We start from the raw sequence: 25,193 nt of genomic DNA, 5'->3' as shown, positions 1-25,193 counted from the left end.
CGTTTTCCTCCGGTCATCGATGATGCCCGAAGTCTAGGCTGGCGGCTGCCCGGCCACGACCCGATTCTTGCCGACTTGCGCAGGTGTCAGCCGGTATACAGCAGGGAGTACTGGATTTCCGACAAGGCCTGCGGCACGCGGATGAAGGACAAAGGCATGCCCAGGAGACGCGCCATGTGAGAAGTGGAGAACAAGCCGCACACCTCGTAATGGCCGTTGCCCGAATTGATCTCCAGCACCAGCGCGTGCTGGCGACCCAGCTGCTTCATGGTGGCGATCAGCTGGCCGACATTCGCCGCCGCGACATCTTCCAGCCGCAACGCGTCCAGCTTGTCGCGCGGCGTCATCACATCGGACACCTGCAGATCGGCATGATGCTTGCCATGCTCCTTCATGCACTGGATGGGGCGCTCGCCCAGCAGATCGACCGCGGTGACAATGCCGAGCAGGCTGCCATCGTCGTCATGAACGAACAGCAGGCGGATGCCGTGGCTGATCATGCGCTGATGGGCCTCGCGCAGGTCCGCGTCGCCGCGGATGCCGACTGGATTCACCAGCCTCAGATCGGTCATGACGCTCAACGCCGGGCTGTGCATATTGATGGGCGGATGCGGACGCTGCTCCAGTTGCACCAAATCCGTCGTGCGTGGCAGAGTCAGCGTGGGCAGGGGCTGATATTCGTTGGCCATGGCGGCTCCTTGTCAGGGCAATGAGAAAGGAAGAACGGCGCCAACCCGCCCGTTGCGGCCAGCGCAATTTTCAAGGTAGCGGAAAAGCCGACGGACTTCAGTACTCGGACAGTAAACTTTACGTTTACCTTTAGGGTCTTTAATGTATTTATTCTAATTGATGCGAAAATCTATGAAGCATAATCGCCGGATGCGGGATTCCGCCGCACGTTTCCTCCCCTTCGCTTGCGGACTGCTGCTGTGCGCGAGCGCCGTCCGTGCCGATGGCTGGGATTATCCGGGTTGGCGCGACGACGCCGCCACCCGCGTCAAGGCGCTGGCCCTGCTGCAATCGGTCAACGCCACACTGTTGAGCCAGCCCAGCGCCACCCGCACGCTGCAACAATGGTGCGAGGCGCACCAACTGGCGGCCGAGCCGCGCATCCGCGCCCTGCGCGACACCGCTATCCGCAAACCGGCCGACGCCGAGGTGCGCAGCCAGCTGAAAGTGGGGGCTGACGAAGCGATAGGCTATCGCCGCGTGCAACTGGCCTGCGGCGACCATGTGCTGTCCGAAGCGGACAACTGGTATGTGCCGTCGCGGCTGACGCCGGAGATGAACCATCTGCTGGATACCACCGACACGCCGTTCGGCAGCGCGGTGCGGGCGCTGAACTTCACCCGCCGCACCGAAAGTGCGCGCCTGTTGTGGTCCCCCTTGCCGCAGGGCTGGGAAACGCGCCCGCTGCCCGCAACCGCTGGTCAATCCAGCCTCGATATCCCGGAGCGGGTGCTGCAGCACCGCGCGGTGCTGTACAAGGACGGCGGCACGCCGTTCAGCCTGGTTGTGGAAACTTACCGCCGCGACCTGTTCGCCTTTCCGCTGAATCCGCCGGCCGCCCGCAACTAAGCCTCGCGCTCAGCCAAAAAGACAAGGCCGCCTTGCCAAATCGACAGGCGGCCTTGTCGTCTAAGAGCGGTTCCTCAGCTCGCCGGCTCCAATACCGACTTCAGCACGGCCAACATCCGTTCGCTGGCGCCGCGGTGGGCATCGCGGAAACGCGCCGCGCCGCCGCGCATGGCTTCGGCAGCCGCCGGATCGGCCAGCAAGGCCAGGGCGGTGGACACCAGCTCGCCGGCATCGGCCACCTGCCGTCCGGCGCCGGCGGCCAATGAGTCGGCCGCGGCCTGCTGAAAATTGAACACCGATGGTCCAAACAGCGCCGGCACGCCCATCAGCGCCGGCTCGATCAGGTTGTGGCAACCAAACGGCAGCAGGCTGCCGCCGATGAAGGCGACATCGCAAGCGCCCAGGTAGCCGAACATCTCGCCCATGCTGTCGCCGAGCCACACCTGGGTGTCGGCGGCCACGGCTGCGTCGTCGCTGCGCCGCTGCAGCTTCAGGCCACGCTCGTTCGCCAGCCGCGCCACCTCGTCCCAGCGCTCCGGATGGCGCGGCACCAGGGCCAACAGCGTGTTGCCCACCGCGCCGCCGGCCGCCCGCCACGCGTCCAGAATCAGCGCTTCCTCGCCGTCCCGGGTGCTGGCGCACAGCAGCACCGGCCGCCGGCCAATGCGCTCGTGAAACGCGCCGGCTAGATGCCATTGCGCTTTTTCAATTTCAATATCATATTTGCTGCTGCCGCAGACAATAACGTTTTGCGCGCCCAATTGACGCAAACGGTCCGCATCTTCTTTGGTTTGCGCTGCAATGGCAGTCAATTTCCGAACGGCCGGCCGAATCAGCCCCAATGCCTTGCGGTAGCCCTTCAGCGATTTATCCGACAATCTGGCATTGGCCAACAGCAGCGGCACCCCTTGCTCGGCGGCGGCATGCAGCAGATTGGGCCAGATCTCGGTTTCCATCAGCACGCCGCAACGCGGCCGGTAAGCGCGCAGAAAATCCGCCGCCGCGCGCGGATAGTCATACGGCAGATAGCGCACTTCGGCGTCCGGATACAGTTGTTCCGCCGTGGCGCGGCCGGTCGGCGTCATCTGCGTCAACAACAGGGGCGCATCCGGCCATTGACGGCGGATGGCCGCCACCAGCGGCTGCGCGGCGCGGGTTTCGCCTACCGACACCGCGTGTATCCAGATCGCGCCGCTAGCCTTGGGCGACAGCGCCTGGCCGAAACGTTCGTCCCAATGCTCCAGGTAGGCCGGCGCCTTGCGCGCCCGCTTTTTCAGATAGCGACGGATCAGCGGCTTCAACGCCCATAACAAGCCGTTGTACAGCGCGCGCTGCCAGCTCATTGCCAACCCTGCCGCGCGCGCAGCGCCGCCAGCACGTCTTCCACCGTCGGGCATTGGCCGATATGGCCCAAATTGGTCGCCCAGGGCGTCTCCACCACGCCGGTCTGCTGCGGATCGGTGTCGGTGTAAATGGCCACCAGGGGCACGCTCAAGGCATTGGCCAGGTGGGCCAGGCCGGTATCGACGCCGATGACGGCGCTGGCGTGGCCCAGCAATCCGGCAGCCTCGATCAGATTCATCCGCGGCGCCACCACCGCGGCAGGCAATTGGGCGGCCAGCCGTTCGGCGCGCGCTTTTTCCCGCTCATTTCCCCAGGGCAGCACCGTCACCAGGTCGTGTCCGGCCGACAACGCCCGCCCCAGCTCAAGCCAATGCGCCTCCGGCCATTCCTTGGAAGCGCGGCTGGTGGCATGCAGCAGCACCGCGTAACGGCCGGACAGCATCCAGGCCGGCCGCTCGCCTGGGCGAACGCCGAACTGCGGCGCGCCTTGCGGCGCATAGCCAAAACAGCGGCCGAACAGCAGGCGGTTGCGCTCGATGGCCGACAGCTGCCGGGAAACCGTATGTTTCTTGTCGTAAAACAGGCTAGCCAGCGATTCGCGCGCGCTGGACCAATCCAGCCCGGCCAGCGGCGCGCCGGCCCACTTGGCCGGAATCGCGCTCTTCAGCAAACCCTGGCTGTCCAGCACCAAATCGAAGTGGGTATCGCGCAGCTGCCGCTTCAAGGCCCGCACCTCTCGCCAGGCCTCAGGCTGCAGCAAACGCTTGCGCCAGCTTCGCCAGCGCAGCGTCAGCACCTCCGCCACCTGCGGGTGCAGCCGGGCGATGTCGGCAAAGCTTTCTTCCGCCAACCAACTCAGCCGGATATTCGGGTAGTGCGTCTTCAACTCAGTGATGGCCGGCCAGGTGTGGATAAGGTCGCCCATCGACGAGGTGCGCACAATCAGCACATTCATCATGGCGCGCATTGTACCCGAGCGGGCCTGTGGTTAACCAAGTAAAATCCGGCCTGACCAGATGTGGATAAGCCGCTGTGAATAAGTTTGACCATATTTATCCACAATCTGCCAGAACGTTGCGCGCTGCAATAATCCCATGCCTATCAACAGGGCAAGACCATGAGCGGTATGGATTTTTTTCACTTGTCCACACAAAAAGCCCACCTTCAGCAGTTTCATCAATTTATAGTTGCGTTAATGAAAACCCGTTGGTGAAGCGCAAGTCTGTCGCAAAAAAATGGCTAACAGGACAGCGGGCAAAACTGCTTGCCGCGATGTGAATAACTCAGGGTCTGCAGCAAACCTGAAAGTTATCCACAACTGGCTAGTCACAGACGCGCATGGTAGACAACAGTTTTCAATGCATAACAAACTACTGAAAAATAAAGAAAAATAGTGGTTATCCACAGCAATGAAGGGACTTCTACCAGTTTCTTCATTTTATAAATGGGAAAACATAGAAAAGATGCGATACGCGATCAGCGTGGTGCTCATCACCAAAAATGCAGGTCAGCAACTGGAGCAATGTCTGCAGAGCGTGGGCTTTGCCGACGAAATCGTGCTTGTGGATTCCGGCAGCACGGATAACACATTGGCAATAGCCGCAGCCTATCGGGCAAAAGTTATCCACCAGGAATGGCTGGGATTCGGTCCGCAAAAGCAATTTGCCGTGGAACAGGCAAGCCATGACTGGGTGTTGTGTTTGGATGCGGACGAATATCTGTCGCCTGAATTAGCCTTATCGATCAATAAGATACTCGACAATCCACAGGCTGAAGCCTACCGCTTTGCCCGCTGCAACCGTTTCATGGGCCGTTTCCTGAAACACGGCGAGGGCTATCCGGATTGGTCGCTGCGCTTGTTTGATCGCCGCCGCGCGCGCTGGTCCGACGACGTGGTGCATGAGTACGTGATCTGTGAAGGCCCTGTGGAAAAACTCGATGGCGACTTGATGCACGAGTCCGGCGAAGACATCGCGCGGTATTTATCCAAGCAGAACCGCTACACCACGCTGCAGGCGGAACAGTTGTTCGCCCGCGGCAAAAAGGCGGGCGCCGCCAAGCTGGTGTTCAGCCCGCTGCTGCGTTTCTTCAAGTTCTATCTGGTTCGCCGCGGTTTTCTGGACGGCTTGGCCGGGCTGGTCCATATCTCCATCGGCTGCTTCAACAGCTACATCAAGTACGCCAAGCTGATCGAGCTGCATCGGCTGAGTAAATGACATTTGGTTTATCAGGCCGCTTGCCTTAGCATCAGTCTTTTTCCGGAAGCGACGGCATGCCTGCAAACCAGATCCTCATCCGGCCCATGACGGAGGCCGATATCCGCGCGGTGGCGCGTTTATGCGGCGACCTCGACTATCCGACCACGCCGGAGCAACTGGCGCGGCGCTACGCCGCGGTGCGCGCGTTTCCCGATAACGAGATCTGGGTGGCGGAGCGCCATGGCGAAGTGGTGGGGTGGCTGCATGGCCACGGCGGCCATCTGCTGGAAGCGGAAAGCTATGTCGAGATTGGCGGCATCGTGGTGGATCCGGCCTGCCGCGGACTCGGCATCGGCCGGGGTTTGCTGGCCGCCTGCGAGAAGTGGGCGCAGTCCTTGGGCTACCCGCGCATCCGCTTGCGCTCCGGCGTGCAGCGCGTCGAGGCGCATGCTTTTTACCGTCATATCGGCTATCAGCAGAAAAACACCGGCCTCACTTTTGCGCTCGACCTGCCGCGACAAGACTGAGCGGCGCACTTTATCCACAAGCTTTTGCAAGTCAGCATGCCGATCCGCTTTTTCATCTGCCTTGCGCCCGCAACGGCATGGCCAACTCGAAGCCGCGCGGGACGGTTTGCCGTATTGGGTGGGGGTGGGCGCCGGCATCGGCCACGTACCGCCGCAATGGCGGCTGCTTAACGGCGCCTGGGCGGCCTGGCAGGTAGCGGGGGAGGGACGGGTGGCTTGTCGCAGCGCCAGGCGCGCTGAGGGGCCTTAACGTCGGTTTATGGCCAGGGGTGGTTGACGATTGCGGCGCGGACCGCGCATGCGCTCCGCCAAACCCGCTGGGCCGGGGGCTTTTCGCGGCGACGCTCCGTTATGGACTGGCGCGGAAGGCGGTAAGTCGACATGGAGGGGGCTGCGCGGCCGCTGGGCGGCTTTGCAGGCGTTTGGACAGGCGCGGGTGGCTTGAGGCGGCGCCAAGCGCGCCACGGGGTCTTACAGCGCCATCCGGTAGAACACCACGCGCTCGGTCTCCTCGAAACCCAGCGCCAGATGGGCGGCTTGCGCCGTCAGATTATCCAGGGCGGTGTCGGAGGCCAGTTCGGCGCAGTCCCGGGCGCGGGCCCATTCCCGCGCCGCGCCCAGCAACAGGGCGGCCACGCCGGCGCGGCGATGCGATGGCGCGACGTAAATACCCTCGACAAAGGCCACCGGCGAGCGGCTGGTGCCGTTGACGTAGTCGTTGCGAATCGCAACTTCAAGCAGGCCTATTGCCGCGTCGTCGTCGCGGGCGACAAAGGCGGCGAAGCGTGCGGGATTGGCCGTTTGTTCGGCGATTTCCTGCTGGTGTTCAGCGGCCGGGCAGTCCGGCCACAGCGCCGTGCGCAGGTTCAGCCAGTCAGCGGCATGGAAAGATGCGGGGCTGAGCGAAATCATATCGATTCGAACTCCGGTTGCGGCATGTGGCGGCGTTGCACCAGGATTTTGTCGACACGGGTTTTATCCATGTCGACCACTTCAAAGCTGAAGCCGTTCCACTCGAAACGGTCGGTGACGCTGGGAATGCGGCCGAGCTTGTACATCATCACGCCGCCCAGCGTGTGGATGTTGCCGCCGGCTTCGCCCGGCAGCCTGCTGTCCAGTTCGAAAAACTCGCGGAAGTTGTCCAGCGACACCATGCCGTCCACCAGCCAGCTGCCATCCTCTCGCTGCACAATCTCGTCATCTTCGCCGCTAATGGCCTGCATATCGCCGACGATGGCTTCCATCACGTCGTTGATCGATACCAGACCTTCCAGCTCGCCGTACTCATCCACCACCAGCGCGCTGTGGCTGCGCGCCTGCTTGAACTGCTCCAGCAACTGCATCAATGAAGAGGTGGCCGGCACGTATAGCGGCGGGGCCAGGTCGGCGGAAAAATCAACCGGCTGGCCGGTCAGCAGGCGGTCCAGCAGCCGCTTGGCGTTGAGGATGCCGATGACCTGGTCGGTGTCGCCGCGGCACACCGGGAAGTGGCTGAAGGCGTGCTGCAGCAATACTTCGCGGTTTTGCTCGGGGCCGTCTTCCAGATCGAGGATCACCACGTCCTTGCGCGGCGTCATCACCGAGGCCACCTTGCGATTGTCCAGCCGGAAAATGTTTTCCACCAGCTCCTGTTCGGCGCGGTCGAACACGCCTTCGTCGGCGCCTTGTTCCATCAGCGTGCGGATCTCGTCCTCGGTGATGGACGGCTCGTCGCTTTTCTTGGCGCGCAGCAAGCGCAGCAGGCCATCGGTGATGCGGCTGAACACTTGCACCAGCGGCCCGCTGGCGCGCGACAGCAACAGCATGGGCCGCGCCAGCGTCATCGCCACCCGTTCCGGATTCAAGAGCGCCAGCCGCTTCGGCACCAGTTCGCCCAGGATCAGCGACAGGGTGGTGATGAACAGCACCATGATGGCCACTGACAGCGGCTTAGCGTACGGCGCCAGCAGCGCGTAGTGGCTCAGCGCGCCGCGCAGATGCTCGGACAGCGCCGCCTCGCCGTAGACGCCGGACAGGATGCTGATCGAGGTGATGCCGATCTGGATGGTGGACAGGAAGCGGGTGGGTTCGGCGGCCAGTTTCAGCGCGGCGCGGGCGCCCTTGTGGCCTTCGTCGGCCTTTTGCTGCAATCTGACTTTGCGGGAGGAGACAATGGCGATTTCGGCCATCGCAAAAACGGCGTTCAACAGCACCAGGCCGAGCAGCAGCAAGATTTCCACGATGTAGAGAGAGGAGTGGCGGAGCTACTAGCTTAGGGCAAGCCGTCCGCCGCGAAAAGTGGCGCAGCGGACAGTCTTGTTTAGAACAGACTGCTCTGCGTGGCGGCGGGCGCCCAGCGCACCGGCTGGCGGCCGCGTGCGATCAGCCAGGCATTGACCTGGGAGAAGTGGCGGCAGCCGTGGAAGCCGCGGCTGGCGGACAGCGGCGACGGGTGGGCGGCGGTCAGCACCAGGTGGCGGCTGGTGTCGATGCGTTCGGCCTTGGTGTGCGCCCAGTTGCCCCACAGCAGGAAGACGCAGCCCGCGTTATCGCGGTTGACGACGTCGATCAGTGCGTCGCTGACCATTTGCCAACCCAGCTTGCCGTGGCTGCCGGCCTTGTCGCGTTCGACGGTCAGCACGCTGTTCAGCAGCAGCACGCCCTGTTGCGCCCAGTGGCTGAGGTCGCCGCTGGCCGGAATGCCCAGGCCGAGGTCGGCCGCCAGTTCCTTGTAGATATTGCGCAAGCTGGGCGGCACCCGAACGCCTTCCGGCACCGAGAACGACAGGCCCATCGCCTCGCCGTCGCCGTGGTAGGGGTCTTGGCCCAGGATCACCACCTTGACGTCGGCCGGCGCGGCGAAGCTCAGCGCGTTGAACACTTGCGGCGGCGGCGGAAACAGCGTCTTGCCGTCTTGCTGTTGCTGGCAAAGCTGGCGATCGATTTCGGCCAGTTTTGCGGCGATGGCCGGCTGCCGCAGTACGGTTTCCCAGGCGGGATGGACGCGGGCGAGGGCGGGAGACAGGTAAGTCAGAGCGGACATAAGGTTTCTTTGCGGCGGGTCATGCGGATAACGAGGCTTGGAATGGGGACGGCGCGATTCGTTCCAAACAAAACACCGCCCGGAGGCGGTGTCGTCTGGCGGGCGCGGCGCGCTTAGTAGCGGGCGATGGACGCATCCACCTGCGTCGACCAGGCGTCGATGCCGCCTTGCAGATTGATCACATCGTCAAAGCCGGCATTCTGCAGGAACAGCGCCACCTGGGCGCTGCGCATGCCATGGTGGCAGATGGCGACGATGGTGGCGTCGTCCGGCAGCTCGCTCATCCGGATCGGAATCAGATTCATCGGGATGTGCATGCTGCCTTCGATGTGCGCGAGCTGGTATTCCCAGCCTTCGCGCACGTCCAGCAGCACCGGGCGCTTGGCCTGCGGGTCTGCCAGTTGTGCGGCGAGGGCGGGGGCGGTGATTTCGCGCAGCATGATCAGAAGCTGAAACGGGCGGGTTCCACCGCCTCGAATTTTTGCAGCCGCTCGATACAGGTTTCGAACAGCGCCGTTTCGCGGAAGCTGGTTTCGGTTTCGCGCTGAATCAGCTTGCAGCTCATCACCGGCAGATCGCCGACCACCAGAATCAGGCGGCCGCCGACGGCCAGCTGGTTCTTCAGTTCCTGCGGCACGACCGGCAGGGAGCCGCCCACCACGATCACGTCGTAAGGCGCCTGGTCCGGCAGGCCCAGCACGCCGTCGCCCTCAACCAGGGTGACGTTGGCGATGCCGGCTTTTTTCAGATTGGCGGCGGCGCGTTCTTTCTGCGCCGGATCGATTTCGACGCTGACCACCTGCTTACCCAGCTTGGCCAGCAGCGCGGTCAGATAGCCGCTGCCGGTGCCGATTTCCAGAATCTTGTCGGTCGGCTGGATGCCGGCGTCCTGGGCCAGGCGCGCTTCCATTTTCGGTTGCAACATCTTGCGGCCGTTGGGCAGCGGCAGTTCGGTATCGACGAAAGCCAGCTGGCGCTGGCTGTCGGCGACGAAGTCCTCGCGTTTCACGTGGAACAGCAGATCCAGAATGGTCTGATCCAGTACATCCCACGGGCGAATCTGCTGTTCGACCATGTTGAAACGGGTTTTTTCGAAATCCATCAACTTACACTCCGGAGGGCTGGGAGTCCGCTCCGCCGGATGGAAGACAGCGGCGGCGGCAAGACTCTGGTCATGACGATAACTTGCGATTATCCCATATTTGCCTTACCTTCACAGCATCGCTAGGGGTCCTGCCCCCGGCGTCCGTCGTAAGGGCTACCCCAGTGTAGTCTGCCGTGACGGGCGGCGGGACGCGGGTGAGAAATACCCTTGGAACCTGACCCGGATAATACCGGCGTAGGGAAGCGTCAACTGCCCTCACAGGCCCGCCCGGGCCCGCAGCCGGCCACGCCGGATCGCTCCTTGCGCCGTTTCATCGTTTTTGGAGACCCGCCCGATGAACGCGCCCGTGAACCAAGCCATGGTGGTGGATGCCGCCGCCATCCAGCCTTTGCCGAATTCCCGCAAAATCTATGTAGAGGGCAGCCGTCCGGACATTCAAGTGCCGATGCGCGAGATCCGCCAGGCCGACACGCCGACCCAGTTCGGCGGCGAACAGAATCCGCCCATCTTCGTTTACGACACCAGCGGCCCATACAGCGATCCGGGGGTTAACATCGACATCCAGAGCGGCCTCGCGCCGCTGCGCGCCGGCTGGATCGCCGAGCGCGGCGATTGCGAACAACTGGATGGCTTGTCCAGCGAATACGGCCGCGCGCGCGAGGCCGATCCCAAGCTGACCGAGCTGCGCTTCAATCTGCAGCGCAAACCGCGCCGCGCCAAGGCCGGCCGCAACGTCAGCCAGATGCACTACGCGCGCCGCGGCATCATCACGCCGGAGATGGAATTCGTCGCCATCCGCGAAAACCTGAATCGCCGAGCCTATGTGGCATCGCTGCAAGCCACCGGCAACCAGCGCCTGCTGGACCTGATGACGCGTCAGCACAAGGGCCACAGCTTCGGCGCCAATCTGCCGGAAGAGATCACCGCCGAATTCGTGCGTCAGGAAGTGGCCGCCGGCCGCGCCATCATCCCGGCCAACATCAACCACCCGGAATCCGAACCGATGATCATCGGCCGCAATTTTCTGGTGAAGATCAACGGCAATATCGGCAATAGCGCGGTAACGTCGTCGATATCCGAAGAAGTGGACAAGATGACCTGGGGCATACGCTGGGGCGCCGACACCATCATGGACCTGTCCACCGGCAAGAACATCCACGAAACGCGCGAGTGGATTCTGCGCAACTCTCCGGTGCCGATCGGCACCGTGCCGATCTACCAGGCGCTGGAGAAAGTGAACGGCAAGGCCGAAGACCTGACCTGGGAAATCTTCAAGGACACGTTGATCGAGCAGGCCGAACAGGGCGTCGACTACTTCACCATCCACGCCGGCGTGCGCCTGGCCTATGTGCCGATGACGGCGGGCCGCATGACCGGCATCGTCAGCCGCGGCGGTTCCATCATGGCCAAGTGGTGTCTGGCCCATCATCAGGAAAATTTCCTCTACACCCACTTCGAGGACATCTGCGAAATCATGAAGGCCTATGACGTGGCCTTCAGCCTGGGCGACGGCCTGCGTCCCGGCAGCGCCTGGGACGCCAATGATGAGGCGCAGCTGTCGGAGCTGAAGACGCTGGGCGAGCTGACGCAGATTGCCTGGAAGCACGATGTGCAAGTGATGATCGAAGGCCCGGGCCACGTGCCTATGCAGCTGATCAAGGAGAATATGGACAAGGAGCTGGAATGGTGCCGCGAAGCGCCGTTCTACACCCTTGGGCCGCTGACCACCGACATCGCGCCGGGCTACGACCACATCACCTCGGCCATCGGCGCGGCGCAGATCGGCTGGTACGGCACCGCCATGCTGTGCTACGTGACGCAGAAGGAGCATCTGGGCCTGCCCAACAAGAATGATGTGAAGGAAGGCATCATCACCTACAAGCTGGCGGCGCACGCGGCAGACCTGGCCAAGGGCCACCCCGGCGCGCAGATCCGCGACAACGCGCTGTCGAAGGCGCGTTTTGAATTCCGCTGGGAAGACCAGTTCAACCTGGGCCTCGATCCGGACAAGGCGCGCGATTTCCACGACGAAACGCTGCCCAAGGACAGCGCCAAGGTCGCGCACTTCTGCAGCATGTGCGGGCCGCACTTCTGTTCGATGAAGATCACGCAGGATGTGCGCGATTTCGCCGCCAAACAAGGCATCAGCGCGCAGGATGCTTTACACAAGGGAATGGAAGCGAAGTCCATCGAATTCGTGCAGAGCGGCGGCAAGCTGTACGACAAGGTTTAAGTATGGCTGGAACAACAGGCGGCGGCGCAGACCGCCGCTTTTTTCATGCCGCCACGATGGCTTGGGTATACGATGAGCGTATCTCCCTCACCGCAGGAGCCTGCTATGGATACCAGCAGCCATCTGTTGCCTGGCCTGTTCCGCCAGCTGGGCTTGTCCGACGATCCGGCGGCGATGCGCGCCTTCATCGCCAGCCATCCGCTGCCGCCCAAGTCCAATCTGGCTGACGCGCCGTTCTGGAGTCCTGCGCAGGCGGCCTTCCTGCGCCAATCGCTGGAGAATGATGCCGAATGGAGCGAGGCGGTGGACGAGCTGGCGGTGTTGCTGCAGCAAGGCGAATCCTGAAGCTGTGGATAAAAATAGAAACGGGCGATGGTTGTGGATAAGCCATCGCCCCTTGTCTATGGCCTTTTGCGGCTAAGCGGCGATATAGACCCAGGCCCGTTCGCCCGTATCCAGCAGCGCTTCTACCCGCTGGTAATCATCCACCTCATAGCGGTCCGCCAGTTCCAGCTCTTCATCGCTGATGTCGAACACGCTGCCGGCAACGCAGTCTTGCGGATTCTCGCTCAATCGGACGATGGGATGGTGGGTCTTGCCGCTGGCGCGCACCACTTCGGCATCGCGAATTTCCAGACTATCCAGCTTGAAGCCGACTAATTGAGCCGGGCGGCCGCGCAATAGGTGGCCGAAGGTGGCGAGCTGCACATTGTCTTGTTGCAGCGTGCCGTAAGAGAACAATTTGGGCATATCGCGTCTCGCTTACAGGTAGTGACTGTCGTCCAGCAGCATGTCTTCAAAAAAAGCGCCATATGCCTCATTGGGATGGCGGATATGGATTTCCAGCACCCATAGCAGCGCGCTCGGCGCATGGTCGAAGTCCGCCAATGCGCCATTGTGTATGGCGGCATGGGGGAAATCTGCCAGCCTGTGGCCAGAAAGGTCGAGATTCAATCGCCAGCCGCGGCGATGGGCGCAGTCTTCGGCGTAGCGGTATAGTTCTCGTCCGCTGCAGCCCTCCTTCAGCCAATGGCTCCTCACTTCATGGAAAATGGCGCGCGCATCGTCGGCGCAGCGGATGCGCTCCGGATCGCTGCCGGTGACGAAGGTATCGCCAGCGTCGCCTTCCCACTGTTTCCATACCGGACCGATGTCGATGAAGAAAATGTCGTTTTCGCCAAGATAGACGCCTGGTTCCGATGGCGCGCCAAAGGTTTTCAGCGTGTTGCGGCCAAAGCGCACGTAGACGTCGTGCCAACCCCGCAGCATGCCGGCATCGGCCAACACGTCGCGAGCCAGTTCCACCGCGTCTTCTTCCAGCATGCCGGGACGAATGTGGGATGCAATTTTGTGCACGGCATCCCGTGTGCGGCGTCGCACGTCCAGCATGGTTTCGCGGTTGAAAGCCGCGCCAACGGCTTCTTGCGGCAAACAGGTTTCTTGCATGGTGGTTCTCCTTGTAAACATCAGCGATGGGCGGCCAGAGACAGGCCGTTCAGTTCGGTGCTCAGCTTGATTTGACAGGCCAGGCGATGCGCCGGCGATGGCTCATCCAGCGCGGCCAGCAGCCGTTGCTCCTGTCGAGAAGGTTGCGGCAGCTGGCTCAGCCAATTGGAATCGATGGCGACACGGCAGGCTCCGCAAGCAGCCTGCCCGCCGCATACCGGCAGCACCAGACCGGCGGCGGCCAGCGCGGTTATCAGCGGATCTCCTTCAACGGCGGGTACTGTCAGCCAGTCGCCTTGCGGCCGGCGCCAGCGCACAGTCAGATTGCCGTGGTTGGCGGCAGGTGCTTGCGCAGGGACGAAGGCATCGGCGTGAAAGCGCTCAGCGGGCAGATGGCAGCGATCCGTCAGCAACGCGCGTGCCTGCTCCACCATGCGCGGCCCGCCGCAGGCGTAGACGCGAGCGCTGCTCAGGTCGGGATGGTCTGTGGCGGCGACGTCTTGGACAAAGCCGCGGCGGCCGGTCCATTCAGCCGGCGCATTGCTCAGTACGGGGATGAAACGCAATAACGGCCAACGCAGAGCCAGACTGGCAAAGTATTCGGCCAGATAGAGATCGGCGTCTTCGGCGCCGCCCCAATACAGATGCATCGGCGTGCGGCATCCCGCCGCGTGGGCGTATTCCAGCATGGCTTTCAGCGGGGCGATGCCGGTGCCGGTGGCCAGCATGACCACACGGTCTATCGCTGCCTGCTCCGCCTCCCATACGCAGTCGCCGAAGGGACCGCTAATAGTCAGCATCTGACCAGGACACGCTTCATGCCGCAGCCATGCGCTGGCCTGGCCGGCTGCGCGCAGCCGGATGTGGGCCTCCAGCCAACCATCGTTGCGCGGAGCGCAGGCCAGGGAGTAGCTGCGTGTGATGCCGGATGGGAGTTGCAGGCTGAAGAATTGGCCTGCCTGGATGGACAAGCCGCGGTGGCATTCCGGGCGCAACAGCAGACGCAGCGTGACGCCATCCAGCCAGTGCAGTGCTTGCAAGCGGTAAGAATAGGTTTCGATCATCGTGCATATCTCCCAAAAACATGCTTATGCTATAAGAGTGATGGACCAGTAAAAACATCCAGTTTTTATAAATTGACTGGTCCAGATGCGGGGAGACACGCATGCTGAGACCCTGGTCCATGTTGCTGACCATACGGCGCGAAGGCGGCTTGCCAGCGCATCTACAGATCGCGCAGCAGGTGGCGGACGAGATCCAGCGCGGCAGGCTCAGGCCGGGCGATGCGCTGCCTGGTAGCAGGGAACTGGCGGATAGGCTGAGCTTGAACCGCAAGACGGTGGTGCTGGCCTACGACGAGTTGGCGGCGCAGGGGTGGGTAACGGCGGAGGGGCGGCGCGGCACGTTCGTTGCGGCATCGCTGCCGGCGCCGTTGGCGGAGGAGGCTGAACTGGACTTCATCCTGTCGCGGCAGCAGGCCGAGCAGATGCCGAAAGCGGATCTGATCGATTTTTCCGAAAACGTTCCGGATTCCCGGCTGATTCCTTTCGACGCGCTAGGCAGGGCCTATAGGCGCGCCCTGATCGCCACCGCCCGGTCGGGGCGCTTGTCCTATGGCGATCCGCGCGGCGAGCTGGGGCTGCGCCAGTCATTGTTGCGCATGCTGACCATGGAGCGGGGCCTGTCGGCTACGTTGGAGAATATTTGCCTTGTGCGCGGCAGCCTGATGGGCATCTATCTGGCCGGCAAGGTGTTGTTGAAACCCGGCGATGCGGTCGTGGTGGACCGTTTGAGCTATCCATCGGCGCGCAATGCATTTCGCTCGCAGGGCGCGCAGTGTCTGGATGCGGCAAGCGACGCTCAAGGCATGTTGTCTGGGGAACTGGAGTCCTTGTGTCGCCGTTATCCGGTGAAGGCGGTGTATCTGACGCCACACCACCAGTTTCCCACCACGAAGATGATGCCGGCGGAGCGACGGCTGCAGTTGTTGGCCTTGGCGGAGCGCTATGACTTCCACATCATCGAAGACGACTACGACCACGAGTTCCATTTCACGCATCGGCCGATGTATCCGCTTGCCAGCCTGCCTGGAGGACGGCGAGTGGTTTATGTCGGCTCGCTGTCCAAAGTGTTGGCTCCGGGGTTGCGCATAGGTTTTGTGCTTGCGCCCGCGGCGCTGATCGAGCGTTGTGTCGACAACATCCTGCTGATTGATCGCCAGGGCAATCCTGTGACGGAACAGGCGGTGGCGGAATTGATGGATAGCGGCGAGTTGAGGCGCCATGTGCGGCGGGCATGGCGCGTCTATAAACACCGGAGGCAGGTGTTGGTGGAGGCGCTGCAGTGGGAGTTGAATGGCAAGGCCGATTTTGAGTTGCCGGCGGGAGGCCTGGCGATCTGGCTGCAGTTGGGCTCGAATATCGATATGACGCGCCTAGTGGAGGATGCTCGGCGACGAGGCGTGAAGATATTGGCCGGCAGTCATTTCACCGGCGATGGCAGCGTAGTGCATGGAATCCGCTTGTGTTACGCCGATTTGGAGGATGAGGCCCTGCTGCTGGGGGTGAAACGCTTGGCGCAGGCTTTGTCCGAACAGCATGCCGAGTAGCGGGCAAGCTGTTCAGGGCTATGGCGTGTTTAAGGGCAGACAGTAACGTTACAGCCGGCACACCTGGTTGCGTCCGCCCTGTTTGGCCTGATACAGCGCCTGGTCGGCCTTTTGTTGCGCGGTGGCGAAGTCCTGCTGCCGGCACTGCCATTCGCACACGCCGGCGGAGAAGCTGCAACGCAGCTCAGGATGGCTCGGCAGCGGCTGCAGCTGGTTGAATTGCTGGCGCAACCGTTCCGCCACCGCAAAGCCCACCTCGGCGGAGGTATCCGGCATCACCAGGCAGAACTCCTCACCGCCGTAGCGGATTAGCAGATCGTTTCCGCGCACGCCGTTGTTGAGCACGGCAGCCAGCATCTGCAGCACCGCGTCGCCGGCCGGATGGCCGAAGCGGTCGTTGATGGATTTGAAGTGGTCGATATCCAGCATCACCACGCAGACGCGCTGGGTCGAGGCATCGAGCGTGTTCAGCCAGTATTGCAGCGCGCGGCGGTTGCCGGCGGCGGTGAGCGGGTCGATATTGGCAGCGTCTTGCAGCCGGCTGTTTTGCCGCTGCAGGGCGATGTTCAGAAAACCCACGGCGCCGCAGACCTGTGCCGCAGCAGCGACGGTCAGCGCCAGATGATGCATGCCGTCTTGTGGATGCGGCAGGACGGGCAAACCGTGCAGATGCCGCCACATGTCGGCGCCGTCGCGCCAGATGTACAGCAGCGCGCCGATCAGGAAGAGCAGGGCAGTAGGGCTGAAGCGGTTGCGGCACACCTGCCGTTCGGCCTGCTGATACAGCCAGGCGGCGGCCAGATACAGCACAGGGATTTCTGCCGCATCCAGCGCCATTTGCAGCGTCTGCCACGGTATCCAGTAGTCGAGACCGGCATAGGCGCCGACGGCGAGCCACAGCCAGCCAGGAGGGCGCATGCCGATCAGTCGGGCGATCACCATCAATTGCAGCGTGATGCCGGCGGTAGTGATGGCGGGTCCTACCGACATCTGCAGTGGCCCCCAGCCAAACAGCCTCCCCTCCACCAGCATGCCGGCGGCCAGCAGCAGCGAGGCCTGCAGCCAGCGCCGTCTGGCGCGGATCAGGTCAGCGCGGATGCTGTGCTGCCAGGTGATGACGCCTATGCTGGCGACAGCCAGTGAAACCATGATCAGCAGGTAGTCGGACATAGGGCGATGGCAGTTGATGGGGCGGTAACTGATTCATTTTAGCAAACGCCGTTCCGCTGCCGGCGCTTTGTGGAGAACCGGCGCGCCACTTGTGCCAAGCCTATCCGGCCAACGCCGCGGGCAAAGACCTGGAACCTGCGCTTTAGAAGCGGGCCACGACCTTGCGCCGTATGCTGTAATCCGGCCTCAGGCTGGCTTCGGCATCAAGGAAGTAGCGGTTGCTGTCGAGCAGGAAATGCGGATCGTTGTCGGCGTCCGGATCGGCCCACAGTTGGAACAAGCGCAGCACTTGCTGCGGATGGTGGCTGCGCGCCAGCGCTTCGCGGAACGGCCGCTCGCTGAACATGCGGGCAATGGAGGCCAGCAGCTGCAGATGGGGCGGGCGCGTCTCCTGCGGCAGCAGCAGGAATAGAAAGCTGTGCGCCGGCGCGTGGTCCGGGGCATCGAACTCCAGGCCCTGCTTCAGGCGTAGAAACAGCGCATGGGCTTCGGCCAGGCCGGAAATGCGGCCGTGCGGCAAGGCCAGGCCATGCCCCAGGCCGGTGCTGCCGGATTGCTCGCGCAACAGCAGCGCGGTGGCCAGCGTCTGAGCGTTTACGGCGTGGCGCTGGCCCAGCTGGCGGGCGGCGAATTCAAACAGCTGGTGTTTGTTGTCTATGTCCACGTCCAGCAGGATGTCGCTGATCTGGCAGATATCGGGCAAGGTTTGCATGGCGGTGCGCTCCCGTGTTGGGTGAGGGTGACGCAGCCATGCTAGGACGCGGCGGCTAAATTGCAGCTAAATATCTTGCCGCGCCGCATCAAAATCTTGTCAACAGCCTCTAATCGGCCGGCTTGATCGCGCCTTTCAACGCGGAGGCCTGTTCCTTCAGCTTGTCCACTTGCTGTTTCAGTTCCGGGTTGAGCACGGTGGCGGCGGCGCCCACCTGTTTGGCTACCCCAAGGGCGGCGCTGGCTTGCTGTTGCAGCTGGCCTAAGGGGGCGCTGGCGCCGTCCACGCTCTGATGCACGCTGCCGATGGCGGCGGAGGCGGCTTGTTGCAACTGGCTGGTTTGTTGCTGGTTGCAGCCAGCCAGAATCAAGGCGCTGCTGGCGGCGATGATCACGGTGCGCATGGTGTTGTCCTACAAAATGGAATGTTGTTACAGAGCGGTTGGACAGGCGGCAAGTTCCGGCCAATGAGCCAGTTTTCGCTAAATGACATTGGAAATGCAGCTGTTTGGGTTTAACTTGTCGTTTGTCCTAACGATATGGAGCCCGTCATGATTACTGTCAGCGTCCTCTATCCGCAACGCGCCGGCGCGCATTTCGATTTCGACTACTACCTGCAGCGCCACATCCCCCTGGTGCAGCAGCTGCTGGGCCCGGCCTTAAAGGGCGTGCGGGTGGAGCGCGGTTTGGCCGGCATGGAGCCGGGTAGCCCGGCGGGTTATGCGGCGCAGGCGTTGTTGCTGTTTGATTCGATTGAGGCGTTTCAGCAGGCCTTTGCTCCAGTAGCGGCGCGCATTACGGGCGATATTCCGCATTACACCGATATCACGCCGCAGCTGCAGTACAACGAACTGCTGCTGTGGGACGAGCGGCCGGCCGGCGTCCACGGCTGGTATGCGAACGCGGAGTGATCTTCAGCCGGCCAGCCGTTCTGCCAAGCCATCCGGCGCCTGACCTATCGCCAGCCGCGGCGTGCCGTGCCAATCGGCCATCCGGCTCAGCGCGCGTTTGAGGTCATCGCTCAGCCGCTGGCTGACGCGCACGCCGGGCTCCAGGTGCAGCGATTTCACCTCGAATACGCCCTGGGCGCGGTGGGCTTTGGCGTCCAGCCGGCCCACCAGTTTGCCGCGATGGAGAATCGGCAAAGTGAAGTAGCCATACTTGCGCTTGGGCGCCGGCGTGTAGCACTCGATCTTGTAATCGAAGTCGAACAGCTCCAGCGCGCGCTTGCGGTCCCATACCAGCGGGTCGAACGGCGACAGGATGGCGGTATTGCCGCTGTTCAGCGTGCCCGCCGCGGCCTGCTCCAACTCGGCAGCCAGGCTGGCGTGGACGAAGGCGTCGTGGCTCCAGCCTTCCACTTTCACGGGGATCAGCTCGCCCTGGTCGGCCAGGCCGTGCAGCAGCTCGCCATACGGTGCGCGCTTGAGCCGGTAGTAATCGGCCACCCAGCCGGCCTTGACGATGCCCAGCGCGCGGCAGCTGTTGCGCACTTGTTCCAAGAGCGCCTCTTCCGGCGTGGGCAGGTCGCGCGCGTCGTCCCAGTCTGGCCTTACCCGTTCGGCCAAATCATAGACGCGCTGGAAGGCTCGCCGCTCCTTCACCATCAGCCGTCCCAGCGTGAACAACACCTCAAGGTGGCGCTTTTCCGGCTTCCAGTCCCACCAGCCGCTTCCTTTGCCGCCTTTGCGCTCGAAATCGGCCGAGCGCACCGGGCCGTGGACGCGAATATGCTCGACGATGGCCTCGATATCGGCGCGGTGTTGATCGAACCAGCGCTGCGAGAATTTCCAACCCAGGCTTTCCGCGTTCAGCATGCGGTGACGCATCAGGCCATAGTCTTCCGCCGGCACGAAGCAGGCTTCGTGCGCCCAGTATTCGAACAAGGCCCCTTCGGCCAGCAATTGGTCCAGCCAGCCCGGATCGTAGGCGCCGACGCGGCTGTACAGCACCAGATAAGGACTGCGCGCCACCACGCTGATGGTGTCGATCTGCAACAGCGCCATGCGGCGGATGGCGGCCAGCACATCGGCCTGGGAGGCTTTGCGCCGCGGCGCGGACAGCAGGCCCTGGGCGGCCAGTTGCAGGTGGCGGGCTTGCTGCTGCGACAGATGATGCGTCATGGGCTAGGCATGGAAAAGTGGGAAAGACGACTATATCAGGCCCTGCCGTCGCAGTCTTTTGTCGATGCTTTTGGCATGACATGGCGTCAGCTTTGTGGCAGTGTGGACAGCTCTATTGTTTTGGAGCGACAGCATGATCAGCCATATCGACCACCTTGTCCTGACGGTACGGGATACCGAAGCCGCGGTGGCTTTCTATCAACGCGTGTTGAAGCTGGAGGCGGTGAGTTTCGGCAACGGCCGCCGCGCGCTGCGCTTCGGCAACCAGAAGATCAATCTGCAAACCCTGGGCCAGGAGACGCGCAATCATGCGGTGATTGGTTCCGGCGACCTCTGCCTGATCACCGATTCCCCGCTGACCGAGGTGATGGCGCATCTGAAGCAGGAGGGCGTGGCCATAGTAGAGGGACCGGTGACGCGCAGCGGCGCGATGGGGCCCATCACCTCGGTGTACTTCAACGACCCGGATGGCAATCTGATCGAAGTGGGCACTTATAGTTTTTGAGGAGGCAGGATCAGAGCTATCACGGCGCAGCCGGCTTGCCGGCCAAGACCTCGCGCATGATCGTCTCGTAGCTGCCGTCCTTGCGCATGGCTTCCAGCGCCTGATTGAAACGCGTCAGCAGCGTGCGCTGCGGTGAGGTCTTGTTGATGGCGAGGTAAGAGAGATTGCTTACCAGCGTTTCCTGTGTCAGCGTCACATCCTGATAGCCGCCTTCGCGCAGCACCAGTTGTAGCGATTCGCGTATGCCCAGCACCACATCGAGCCTGCCCAATTTGAGTTGGCGCAGGTTTTGCGCGTCGCTGTCGCTGTCGAATGCCAACAGCTTGCCCTCTTTGCGCGCCAGGTCGAAAGCGTCGCCGTAGCTCCAGCCCGCAATCACGCCCACGCGTTTGCCGAACAGATCTTCCAGGCTGTGATAGCGTGGCGCTTGCGCCGGATAGGCCATGACCACGCGTTCCTGAAAGATGGGCTGGCTGAAGTCGAACTGCTTTTCGCGGCTGGCTGTCTTGATGATGCCGCCGGCGGCCGCGCGGCCGTCGCGCAGTTCCTGCAGGGCAAAACGCCAAGATCCCGCGCGCAGCGTGACGGCGATGCCCGCGCGTTCGCAAACCTTGGAAATCAAAGCCGGGTAAAGCCCCGCCGGCCCTTGCTTGGCCGCATACATCAGCGGCGGGTTGCTGGCATCGAAATTGATGACCAGACCAGAGGCTTCGCTGGCCCGGGTGGAGCACGAGATAGCCAACAACAGGATGGTGAGGAATGCGTGAAAGGATTGCCGCTGCATCGTTAACGTTCCGGACGATTCGCTACCGTATCAGCATAGTATCGGCAGCGGCCGCAACGAAGGGCGCGCAGGGCCGCGCATGAAAAAACGGAACCCGCAGGTTCCGTTTTGCTTTCCTACGCCGCTTGCGTTTACGGGTAGACGATGCGCAGCAGATTGGTGGAGCCGGGGGTGCCGAAAGGCACGCCGGCGATGATCACCATGGGCTTGCCCTGTTGGGCCAGGCCCAGCTTGGTGGCGCAGAACGTGGTCTTCACCACCATGTCCTCCAGGTTTTCCGCGTCCGGGCCATGGTAGGCCACCACGCCCCATACCAGCGACAGGCGGCGCGCCGTGGCCAGATTCGGCGAGATGCCCAGTATCGGCGTGGACGGGCGTTCGCGCGCCAGATAGATGCAGGTGGAGCCGCTGGTGGTGAAGGCCACCGACACGGTGACCGGCAGCAGCGTGGCGACTTTGCGCACACAGGCGGCAATGGCGTCGGTGCGGTCCGGCTCGTCCGCCACGCTGTAGTCCAGCGCCATCACCTTGCGGTAATCCGGGGCGCTTTCCACGCGGCGGATGATGCGGTCCATGATCTGCACCGCTTCCAGAGGATATTGTCCGGCGGCGGTTTCGGCCGACAGCATGACGGCGTCCGCGCCTTCGTACACGGCAGTGGCCACGTCGTTGGCTTCGGCGCGCGTCGGCGTCGGCGCGGTGATCATCGATTCTAGCATCTGGGTGGCGACGATGACCGGGCGGCCCAGGTGGCGGCACTGATGCACGATCTTGCGTTGCACCACCGGCACGTCTTCCGGCGGCAGCTCCACGCCCAGGTCGCCGCGCGCCACCATGACGGCGTCGGACAGCGTGGCGATGGCGTCCAGATCATCCACCGCGGACGGTTTTTCGATCTTGGAAATGATGCCGACGCGCTTGCCGACGATGTCGCGCAGCTCCTTGACGTCGGCGCCGGTTTGCACGAAGGACATGGCCAGCCAGTCCGCGCCTTCCGCCAGCGCGAATTCGGCGTCTTTGCGGTCTTTTTCGGTGATGACCGACAGCGGCAGCACGGTGTGCGGCAGGTTGAAGCCCTTGTTGCTGGACAGTTCGCCGCCGACTTCCACGCGAGTGACGATGCGGCGCGGTTCCACATGTTCCACGTGGAACGCCAGCTTGCCGTCGTTGACCAGGATGCGGTGGCCCGGCAGCAGCGCGGCGAAGGCCTCCGGGTGCGGCAGCGTGGCGCGCTGGGCATCGCCCTGCACCTCGTCCAGCACGAATTCATAGCGATCGCCGGTTTTTACCGGCGTGGCCTGCGGGAACTTGCCGATGCGCAGTTTGGGACCCTGCAGGTCCACCACCACGCCCAGCGGCCTGTCCAGCGCCTGTTCGGCGGCGCGGATCGCCTGCAGACGGGCGCGATGGTCGTCATGACTGCCGTGGCTCATATTGAGCCGGAAGATATTGACCCCGGCGCGGGCCAATTCCAGGATTTGTTCCGGTGTGCTGGAGGAAGGTCCCAGCGTGGCGAGAATTTTGGTGTTGCGAAGCATGACAGTCCTTTGCGGCCCATCCGGCCGATTGATCAGGAGCGATTGCGTGTTGTGGGCCGACGCTGCTTAATCCCTGCGCGCGACAGGACGTCGCAATGCAGGGGTGTCCGCTGGGCGGACGGCAAGGCCTCACCGGCGATGATGCCACAGCGGCGCGGCGGTTTTTTTGCGCTGGGTCCAACTCTTGGCATCCGGCGACGCCATTCATGCTGCCATAAGCGGCGTGTAGCGTCATAACTACGTAAATGTGTGTTTCTGATTATAAAACAACGTTTTGTGGCTTTGCGTGGCGGAAATTCCTCAGCCTTTATTTTCGATAATTTTCTTATTTTTTCCTTTGCGCTGATTTGCCTGTAACGCATGCAAATGCTTGTTGTAAAGCGGGATTTGTGGATTTCCCTTCTCGCGGGCGTGGGAATCTATCCGGACCTTGCTTGCTGAAATGGGAAACGCGTGTCTTTTATTCTATCTGGAGCGGCACACTTGTTTGATGTGAAAATGTAGCGCTGCGCTACATTTTTTAATCATTTGATATTAAATGATTTTTCATGATTTTCCTGTTGTCGGGTGCGCTGGATTTCGCCGAAAAGTGTATTTTTTTTTACCGAATTATTGACAACTGTCTGTTCGGGCATAGAATTGTTCGCAAATAAAACGAACGTCATAAGCAAAAAAAGCAACATACAACGCAACGTTGACATCCCCGGCTGTTAACCAAGCCGCCTTACCGGCAATCAGGAGAAGACACAATGAGCGATCAGTACGTACTGGCTTTGGACCAGGGCACCACCAGTTCCCGCGCCATCCTGTTCAACCGCAGCGGCGACATCGTGTCGCTGGCGCAAAAGGAATTCCGCCAGATCTACCCGCAACCGGGCTGGGTGGAACATGATCCGCAGGAAATCTGGGGCGGCCAGGTGGGCGTGGCCGCCGAAGCCGTGGCCAAGGCCGGCATTGATGGTCGCAACATCGCCGCCATCGGCATCACCAACCAGCGCGAAACCACCATTGTGTGGGACCGCGAAACCGGCCAGCCGGTGTACAACGCCATCGTGTGGCAAGACCGCCGCACCGCTGAATTCTGCGACGAGTTGAAATCGCGCGGCCTTGGCGAACTGATCCGCTCCAAGACCGGCCTGCTGGTGGATGCCTACTTCTCCGGCAGCAAGATCAAGTGGATTCTGGACAATGTGCCGGGCGCCCGCGAACGCGCCCGCGAAGGCAAGCTGGCCTTCGGCACCGTGGACAGCTGGCTGATCTGGAACTTCACCCACGGCAAGGTGCACGTGACCGACGTGTCCAACGCCTCGCGCACCATGCTGTACAACATCCACACCCTGGAATGGGACGCCGAGCTGCTGGACATCATGGGCATCCCGGCCAGCATGCTGCCGCAGGTGAAGAGCTCCTGCGAAGTGTACGGCCATACCCATGCCGCCCATCTGGGCGTGGAAATCCCGATCGCCGGCGTGGCCGGCGACCAGCAGGCCGCGCTGTTCGGCCAGCAGTGCACCACGCCGGGCATGGTGAAGAACACCTATGGCACCGGCTGCTTCATGATGCTGAACACCGGCGACAAGCCTATCGAATCGTCCAACAACCTGCTGACCACCATCGCCTGGAAGGTGGACGGCAAGGTGCAATACGCGCTGGAAGGCTCCATCTTCATCGGCGGCGCCGTGGTCAAATGGCTGCGCGACGGCCTGGGCATCATCCGCCACTCGGCCGATGTCGGCCCGCTGGCGCAGGAAGTGGAAAACAGCGACGGCGTCTATCTGGTGCCGGCCTTCGCCGGCCTGGGCGCGCCGCACTGGAACGCCAACGCCCGCGGCACCATCGTTGGCGCCACCCTGGGCACCAAGGCCGCCCACATCGCCCGCGCCGCGCTGGACAGCATCGCCTACCAGACCCGCGACGTGCTGAAGGCCATGGAAGCCGACGCCAAGATGAGCATCGCCGAACTGCGCGTGGACGGCGGCGCCACCGTCAATGAGCTGCTGATGCAGTTCCAATCCGACATCCTGAACGTGGATGTGGTGCGTCCCAAGATCACCGAAACCACCGCGCTGGGCGCCGCCTATCTGGCCGGCCTAGCAGTGGGCTACTGGAAAAACCTGGACGACGTGCAGGGCCAGTGGCAGCTGGATCGCCGCTTCAAGCCGGAGATGGCCGCCGCCGAAGTGGCCGGCAACGTCAAGGGCTGGCAGCGCGCGGTCAACGCCGCCAAGGTGTGGGCCGACGACCAGGCTTGATCTCCCCTAAGACCCGCCGCCGCGCGCGGCGGGCATCCCTAGATAAAGT

The 25,193-nt window shown here is 62.6% G+C and carries 27 protein-coding genes and 1 riboswitch; of the genes, 9 read left to right on the top strand and 18 right to left on the bottom strand.

Translation table 11 applies throughout. The features are described 5' to 3' along the window. Positions 1-86 precede the first annotated feature (86 nt). Positions 87-689: a CBS domain-containing protein gene (locus C2134_RS15165; RefSeq protein WP_103320971.1), complete on the bottom strand. Its 603-nt coding sequence runs from the start codon at positions 687-689 to the stop codon at positions 87-89. A 172-nt stretch (positions 690-861) separates the two neighbouring features. On the opposite strand from C2134_RS15165, the gene C2134_RS15160 reads away from it, so the two are divergent. Further along, entirely contained in the window at positions 862-1,578 is a 717-nt protein-coding gene (locus C2134_RS15160) for a hypothetical protein (protein ID WP_233196467.1), read from the top strand. A 74-nt stretch (positions 1,579-1,652) separates the two neighbouring features. Here the strand turns inward: C2134_RS15160 and waaA are convergent, their stop codons facing one another. From waaA to C2134_RS21290, 3 genes are read right to left on the bottom strand one after another with little or no spacing between them, the layout of a single operon-like run. After that, positions 1,653-2,921 (bottom strand): lipid IV(A) 3-deoxy-D-manno-octulosonic acid transferase, encoded by a 1,269-nt coding sequence (gene waaA / locus C2134_RS15155; RefSeq protein ID WP_103320970.1) that lies wholly within the window; start codon positions 2,919-2,921, stop codon positions 1,653-1,655. Beyond that, entirely contained in the window at positions 2,918-3,877 is a 960-nt protein-coding gene (gene waaC, locus C2134_RS15150) for a lipopolysaccharide heptosyltransferase I (RefSeq protein WP_199179953.1), read from the bottom strand. The genes waaA and waaC overlap by 4 nt, the downstream gene beginning before the upstream one ends. A 33-nt stretch (positions 3,878-3,910) precedes the next feature. Beyond that, a complete protein-coding gene (locus tag C2134_RS21290) occupies positions 3,911-4,099 on the bottom strand; it encodes a hypothetical protein (RefSeq protein WP_146042172.1) in 189 nt (62 codons plus the stop codon). 286 nt (positions 4,100-4,385) lie between these two features. Here C2134_RS21290 and C2134_RS15145 point away from each other — a divergent pair, with 286 nt between their 5' ends. Next, positions 4,386-5,138, top strand: a complete 753-nt coding sequence (locus C2134_RS15145) for a glycosyltransferase family 2 protein (protein WP_103320969.1) — start codon at positions 4,386-4,388, stop codon at positions 5,136-5,138. A 56-nt stretch (positions 5,139-5,194) separates the two neighbouring features. Further along, a complete protein-coding gene (locus tag C2134_RS15140; RefSeq protein WP_103320968.1) occupies positions 5,195-5,647 on the top strand; it encodes a GNAT family N-acetyltransferase in 453 nt (150 codons plus the stop codon). Between the two features lie 471 nt (positions 5,648-6,118). Here the strand turns inward: C2134_RS15140 and aac(6') are convergent, their stop codons facing one another. The 5 genes from aac(6') to C2134_RS15115 form a co-directional block, all read right to left on the bottom strand. Further along, positions 6,119-6,559, bottom strand: a complete 441-nt coding sequence (gene aac(6'), locus C2134_RS15135) for an aminoglycoside 6'-N-acetyltransferase (RefSeq protein ID WP_103320967.1) — start codon at positions 6,557-6,559, stop codon at positions 6,119-6,121. Further along, positions 6,556-7,866: a hemolysin family protein gene (locus C2134_RS15130; protein WP_103320966.1), complete on the bottom strand. Its 1,311-nt coding sequence runs from the start codon at positions 7,864-7,866 to the stop codon at positions 6,556-6,558. Before C2134_RS15130 ends, aac(6') begins: the two co-directional genes overlap by 4 nt. Positions 7,867-7,946: 80 nt before the next feature. Then, positions 7,947-8,669, bottom strand: a complete 723-nt coding sequence (locus C2134_RS15125; protein ID WP_103320965.1) for a uracil-DNA glycosylase — start codon at positions 8,667-8,669, stop codon at positions 7,947-7,949. Between the two features lie 113 nt (positions 8,670-8,782). Continuing rightward, positions 8,783-9,109 (bottom strand): rhodanese-like domain-containing protein, encoded by a 327-nt coding sequence (locus tag C2134_RS15120; RefSeq protein ID WP_103320964.1) that lies wholly within the window; start codon positions 9,107-9,109, stop codon positions 8,783-8,785. A 2-nt stretch (positions 9,110-9,111) separates the two neighbouring features. After that, positions 9,112-9,771, bottom strand: a complete 660-nt coding sequence (locus C2134_RS15115; RefSeq protein WP_103320963.1) for a protein-L-isoaspartate O-methyltransferase family protein — start codon at positions 9,769-9,771, stop codon at positions 9,112-9,114. A 114-nt stretch (positions 9,772-9,885) separates the two neighbouring features. Further along, positions 9,886-10,032: riboswitch (TPP riboswitch) on the top strand. A 76-nt stretch (positions 10,033-10,108) separates the two neighbouring features. Here C2134_RS15115 and thiC point away from each other — a divergent pair. Further along, positions 10,109-12,007, top strand: coding sequence for a phosphomethylpyrimidine synthase ThiC (gene thiC / locus C2134_RS15110; RefSeq protein WP_103320962.1), 1,899 nt, complete (start codon positions 10,109-10,111; stop codon positions 12,005-12,007). A gap of 105 nt (positions 12,008-12,112) precedes the next feature. Further along, on the top strand, positions 12,113-12,352 hold the full coding sequence (locus C2134_RS15105) for a DUF2789 domain-containing protein (protein WP_103320961.1): 240 nt from the start codon (positions 12,113-12,115) through the stop codon (positions 12,350-12,352). A gap of 72 nt (positions 12,353-12,424) precedes the next feature. Here the strand turns inward: C2134_RS15105 and C2134_RS15100 are convergent, their stop codons facing one another. From C2134_RS15100 to C2134_RS15090, 3 genes are read right to left on the bottom strand one after another with little or no spacing between them, the layout of a single operon-like run. Then, positions 12,425-12,757, bottom strand: coding sequence for a gamma-glutamylcyclotransferase family protein (locus C2134_RS15100; RefSeq protein ID WP_103320960.1), 333 nt, complete (start codon positions 12,755-12,757; stop codon positions 12,425-12,427). Positions 12,758-12,769: 12 nt separating this feature from the next. Continuing rightward, the gene (locus C2134_RS15095) at positions 12,770-13,453 is read right to left on the bottom strand and encodes a M24 family metallopeptidase (RefSeq protein ID WP_103320959.1); all 684 of its coding nucleotides are present in this window, start codon (positions 13,451-13,453) and stop codon (positions 12,770-12,772) included. A 20-nt stretch (positions 13,454-13,473) separates the two neighbouring features. After that, positions 13,474-14,517, bottom strand: a complete 1,044-nt coding sequence (locus C2134_RS15090) for an FAD-binding oxidoreductase (RefSeq protein WP_103320958.1) — start codon at positions 14,515-14,517, stop codon at positions 13,474-13,476. Positions 14,518-14,618: 101 nt separating this feature from the next. Between C2134_RS15090 and pdxR the strand changes: the two genes are divergently transcribed. Further along, complete coding sequence (gene pdxR, locus C2134_RS15085) at positions 14,619-16,061, top strand: MocR-like pyridoxine biosynthesis transcription factor PdxR (protein ID WP_103320957.1); 1,443 nt, start codon at positions 14,619-14,621, stop codon at positions 16,059-16,061. Between the two features lie 48 nt (positions 16,062-16,109). On the opposite strand, the gene C2134_RS15080 is transcribed toward pdxR, so the two are convergent. The 3 genes from C2134_RS15080 to C2134_RS15070 all read right to left on the bottom strand — a co-directional run bounded on the left by C2134_RS15080 (position 16,110) and on the right by C2134_RS15070 (position 18,346). Beyond that, entirely contained in the window at positions 16,110-17,231 is a 1,122-nt protein-coding gene (locus tag C2134_RS15080) for a GGDEF domain-containing protein (protein WP_103320956.1), read from the bottom strand. A gap of 142 nt (positions 17,232-17,373) precedes the next feature. Then, positions 17,374-17,943, bottom strand: coding sequence for a PTS sugar transporter subunit IIA (locus C2134_RS15075; protein WP_103320955.1), 570 nt, complete (start codon positions 17,941-17,943; stop codon positions 17,374-17,376). Between the two features lie 109 nt (positions 17,944-18,052). Beyond that, positions 18,053-18,346 (bottom strand): hypothetical protein, encoded by a 294-nt coding sequence (locus C2134_RS15070; RefSeq protein WP_043626996.1) that lies wholly within the window; start codon positions 18,344-18,346, stop codon positions 18,053-18,055. Between the two features lie 147 nt (positions 18,347-18,493). Between C2134_RS15070 and C2134_RS15065 the strand changes: the two genes are divergently transcribed. Beyond that, positions 18,494-18,853 (top strand): EthD family reductase, encoded by a 360-nt coding sequence (locus C2134_RS15065; protein ID WP_103320954.1) that lies wholly within the window; start codon positions 18,494-18,496, stop codon positions 18,851-18,853. A gap of 3 nt (positions 18,854-18,856) precedes the next feature. On the opposite strand, the gene C2134_RS15060 is transcribed toward C2134_RS15065, so the two are convergent. Next, the gene (locus tag C2134_RS15060) at positions 18,857-20,065 is read right to left on the bottom strand and encodes a winged helix-turn-helix domain-containing protein (protein WP_103320953.1); all 1,209 of its coding nucleotides are present in this window, start codon (positions 20,063-20,065) and stop codon (positions 18,857-18,859) included. A gap of 133 nt (positions 20,066-20,198) precedes the next feature. Here C2134_RS15060 and C2134_RS15055 point away from each other — a divergent pair, with 133 nt between their 5' ends. Further along, complete coding sequence (locus C2134_RS15055) at positions 20,199-20,570, top strand: VOC family protein (RefSeq protein ID WP_103320952.1); 372 nt, start codon at positions 20,199-20,201, stop codon at positions 20,568-20,570. Positions 20,571-20,589: 19 nt separating this feature from the next. On the opposite strand, the gene C2134_RS15050 is transcribed toward C2134_RS15055, so the two are convergent. Next, complete coding sequence (locus C2134_RS15050; protein ID WP_103320951.1) at positions 20,590-21,354, bottom strand: substrate-binding periplasmic protein; 765 nt, start codon at positions 21,352-21,354, stop codon at positions 20,590-20,592. A gap of 131 nt (positions 21,355-21,485) precedes the next feature. Further along, positions 21,486-22,892, bottom strand: coding sequence for a pyruvate kinase (gene pyk, locus C2134_RS15045; RefSeq protein ID WP_103320950.1), 1,407 nt, complete (start codon positions 22,890-22,892; stop codon positions 21,486-21,488). 749 nt (positions 22,893-23,641) lie between these two features. Between pyk and glpK the strand changes: the two genes are divergently transcribed. Beyond that, the gene (gene glpK, locus C2134_RS15040; RefSeq protein WP_103320949.1) at positions 23,642-25,144 is read left to right on the top strand and encodes a glycerol kinase GlpK; all 1,503 of its coding nucleotides are present in this window, start codon (positions 23,642-23,644) and stop codon (positions 25,142-25,144) included. Positions 25,145-25,193: the final 49 nt, after the last annotated feature.

It is taken from the genome of Chromobacterium sinusclupearum (assembly GCF_002902845.1).
Taxonomy (GTDB): Bacteria; Pseudomonadota; Gammaproteobacteria; order Burkholderiales; family Chromobacteriaceae; genus Chromobacterium; species Chromobacterium sinusclupearum.
The sequence above is the reverse complement of the archived record's forward strand: the minus strand, read 5'-3'. Positions and strand labels throughout refer to the sequence as shown.

Excerpts from the sequence above, each read along its gene's own strand:
- C2134_RS15050 (WP_103320951.1), bottom strand. The coding sequence starts at position 21,354 with ATGCAGCGGCAATCCTTTCACGCATTCCTCACCATCCTGTTGTTGGCT.
- C2134_RS15160 (WP_233196467.1), top strand. The coding sequence starts at position 862 with ATGAAGCATAATCGCCGGATGCGGGATTCCGCCGCACGTTTCCTCCCC.
- C2134_RS15125 (WP_103320965.1), bottom strand. The coding sequence starts at position 8,669 with ATGTCCGCTCTGACTTACCTGTCTCCCGCCCTCGCCCGCGTCCATCCC.
- glpK (WP_103320949.1), top strand. The coding sequence starts at position 23,642 with ATGAGCGATCAGTACGTACTGGCTTTGGACCAGGGCACCACCAGTTCC.
- C2134_RS15060 (WP_103320953.1), bottom strand. The coding sequence starts at position 20,065 with ATGACGCATCATCTGTCGCAGCAGCAAGCCCGCCACCTGCAACTGGCC.
- C2134_RS15105 (WP_103320961.1), top strand. The coding sequence starts at position 12,113 with ATGGATACCAGCAGCCATCTGTTGCCTGGCCTGTTCCGCCAGCTGGGC.
- C2134_RS21290 (WP_146042172.1), bottom strand. The coding sequence starts at position 4,099 with ATGAAACTGCTGAAGGTGGGCTTTTTGTGTGGACAAGTGAAAAAAATC.
- C2134_RS15065 (WP_103320954.1), top strand. The coding sequence starts at position 18,494 with ATGATTACTGTCAGCGTCCTCTATCCGCAACGCGCCGGCGCGCATTTC.
- C2134_RS15100 (WP_103320960.1), bottom strand. The coding sequence starts at position 12,757 with ATGCCCAAATTGTTCTCTTACGGCACGCTGCAACAAGACAATGTGCAG.
- C2134_RS15145 (WP_103320969.1), top strand. The coding sequence starts at position 4,386 with ATGCGATACGCGATCAGCGTGGTGCTCATCACCAAAAATGCAGGTCAG.
- C2134_RS15070 (WP_043626996.1), bottom strand. The coding sequence starts at position 18,346 with ATGCGCACCGTGATCATCGCCGCCAGCAGCGCCTTGATTCTGGCTGGC.
- waaC (WP_199179953.1), bottom strand. The coding sequence starts at position 3,877 with ATGAATGTGCTGATTGTGCGCACCTCGTCGATGGGCGACCTTATCCAC.
- pyk (WP_103320950.1), bottom strand. The coding sequence starts at position 22,892 with ATGCTTCGCAACACCAAAATTCTCGCCACGCTGGGACCTTCCTCCAGC.
- C2134_RS15140 (WP_103320968.1), top strand. The coding sequence starts at position 5,195 with ATGCCTGCAAACCAGATCCTCATCCGGCCCATGACGGAGGCCGATATC.
- C2134_RS15075 (WP_103320955.1), bottom strand. The coding sequence starts at position 17,943 with ATGCAAACCTTGCCCGATATCTGCCAGATCAGCGACATCCTGCTGGAC.
- C2134_RS15115 (WP_103320963.1), bottom strand. The coding sequence starts at position 9,771 with ATGGATTTCGAAAAAACCCGTTTCAACATGGTCGAACAGCAGATTCGC.
- C2134_RS15165 (WP_103320971.1), bottom strand. The coding sequence starts at position 689 with ATGGCCAACGAATATCAGCCCCTGCCCACGCTGACTCTGCCACGCACG.
- pdxR (WP_103320957.1), top strand. The coding sequence starts at position 14,619 with ATGCTGAGACCCTGGTCCATGTTGCTGACCATACGGCGCGAAGGCGGC.
- waaA (WP_103320970.1), bottom strand. The coding sequence starts at position 2,921 with ATGAGCTGGCAGCGCGCGCTGTACAACGGCTTGTTATGGGCGTTGAAG.
- C2134_RS15080 (WP_103320956.1), bottom strand. The coding sequence starts at position 17,231 with ATGTCCGACTACCTGCTGATCATGGTTTCACTGGCTGTCGCCAGCATA.
- C2134_RS15090 (WP_103320958.1), bottom strand. The coding sequence starts at position 14,517 with ATGATCGAAACCTATTCTTACCGCTTGCAAGCACTGCACTGGCTGGAT.
- C2134_RS15120 (WP_103320964.1), bottom strand. The coding sequence starts at position 9,109 with ATGCTGCGCGAAATCACCGCCCCCGCCCTCGCCGCACAACTGGCAGAC.
- C2134_RS15095 (WP_103320959.1), bottom strand. The coding sequence starts at position 13,453 with ATGCAAGAAACCTGTTTGCCGCAAGAAGCCGTTGGCGCGGCTTTCAAC.
- C2134_RS15055 (WP_103320952.1), top strand. The coding sequence starts at position 20,199 with ATGATCAGCCATATCGACCACCTTGTCCTGACGGTACGGGATACCGAA.
- thiC (WP_103320962.1), top strand. The coding sequence starts at position 10,109 with ATGAACGCGCCCGTGAACCAAGCCATGGTGGTGGATGCCGCCGCCATC.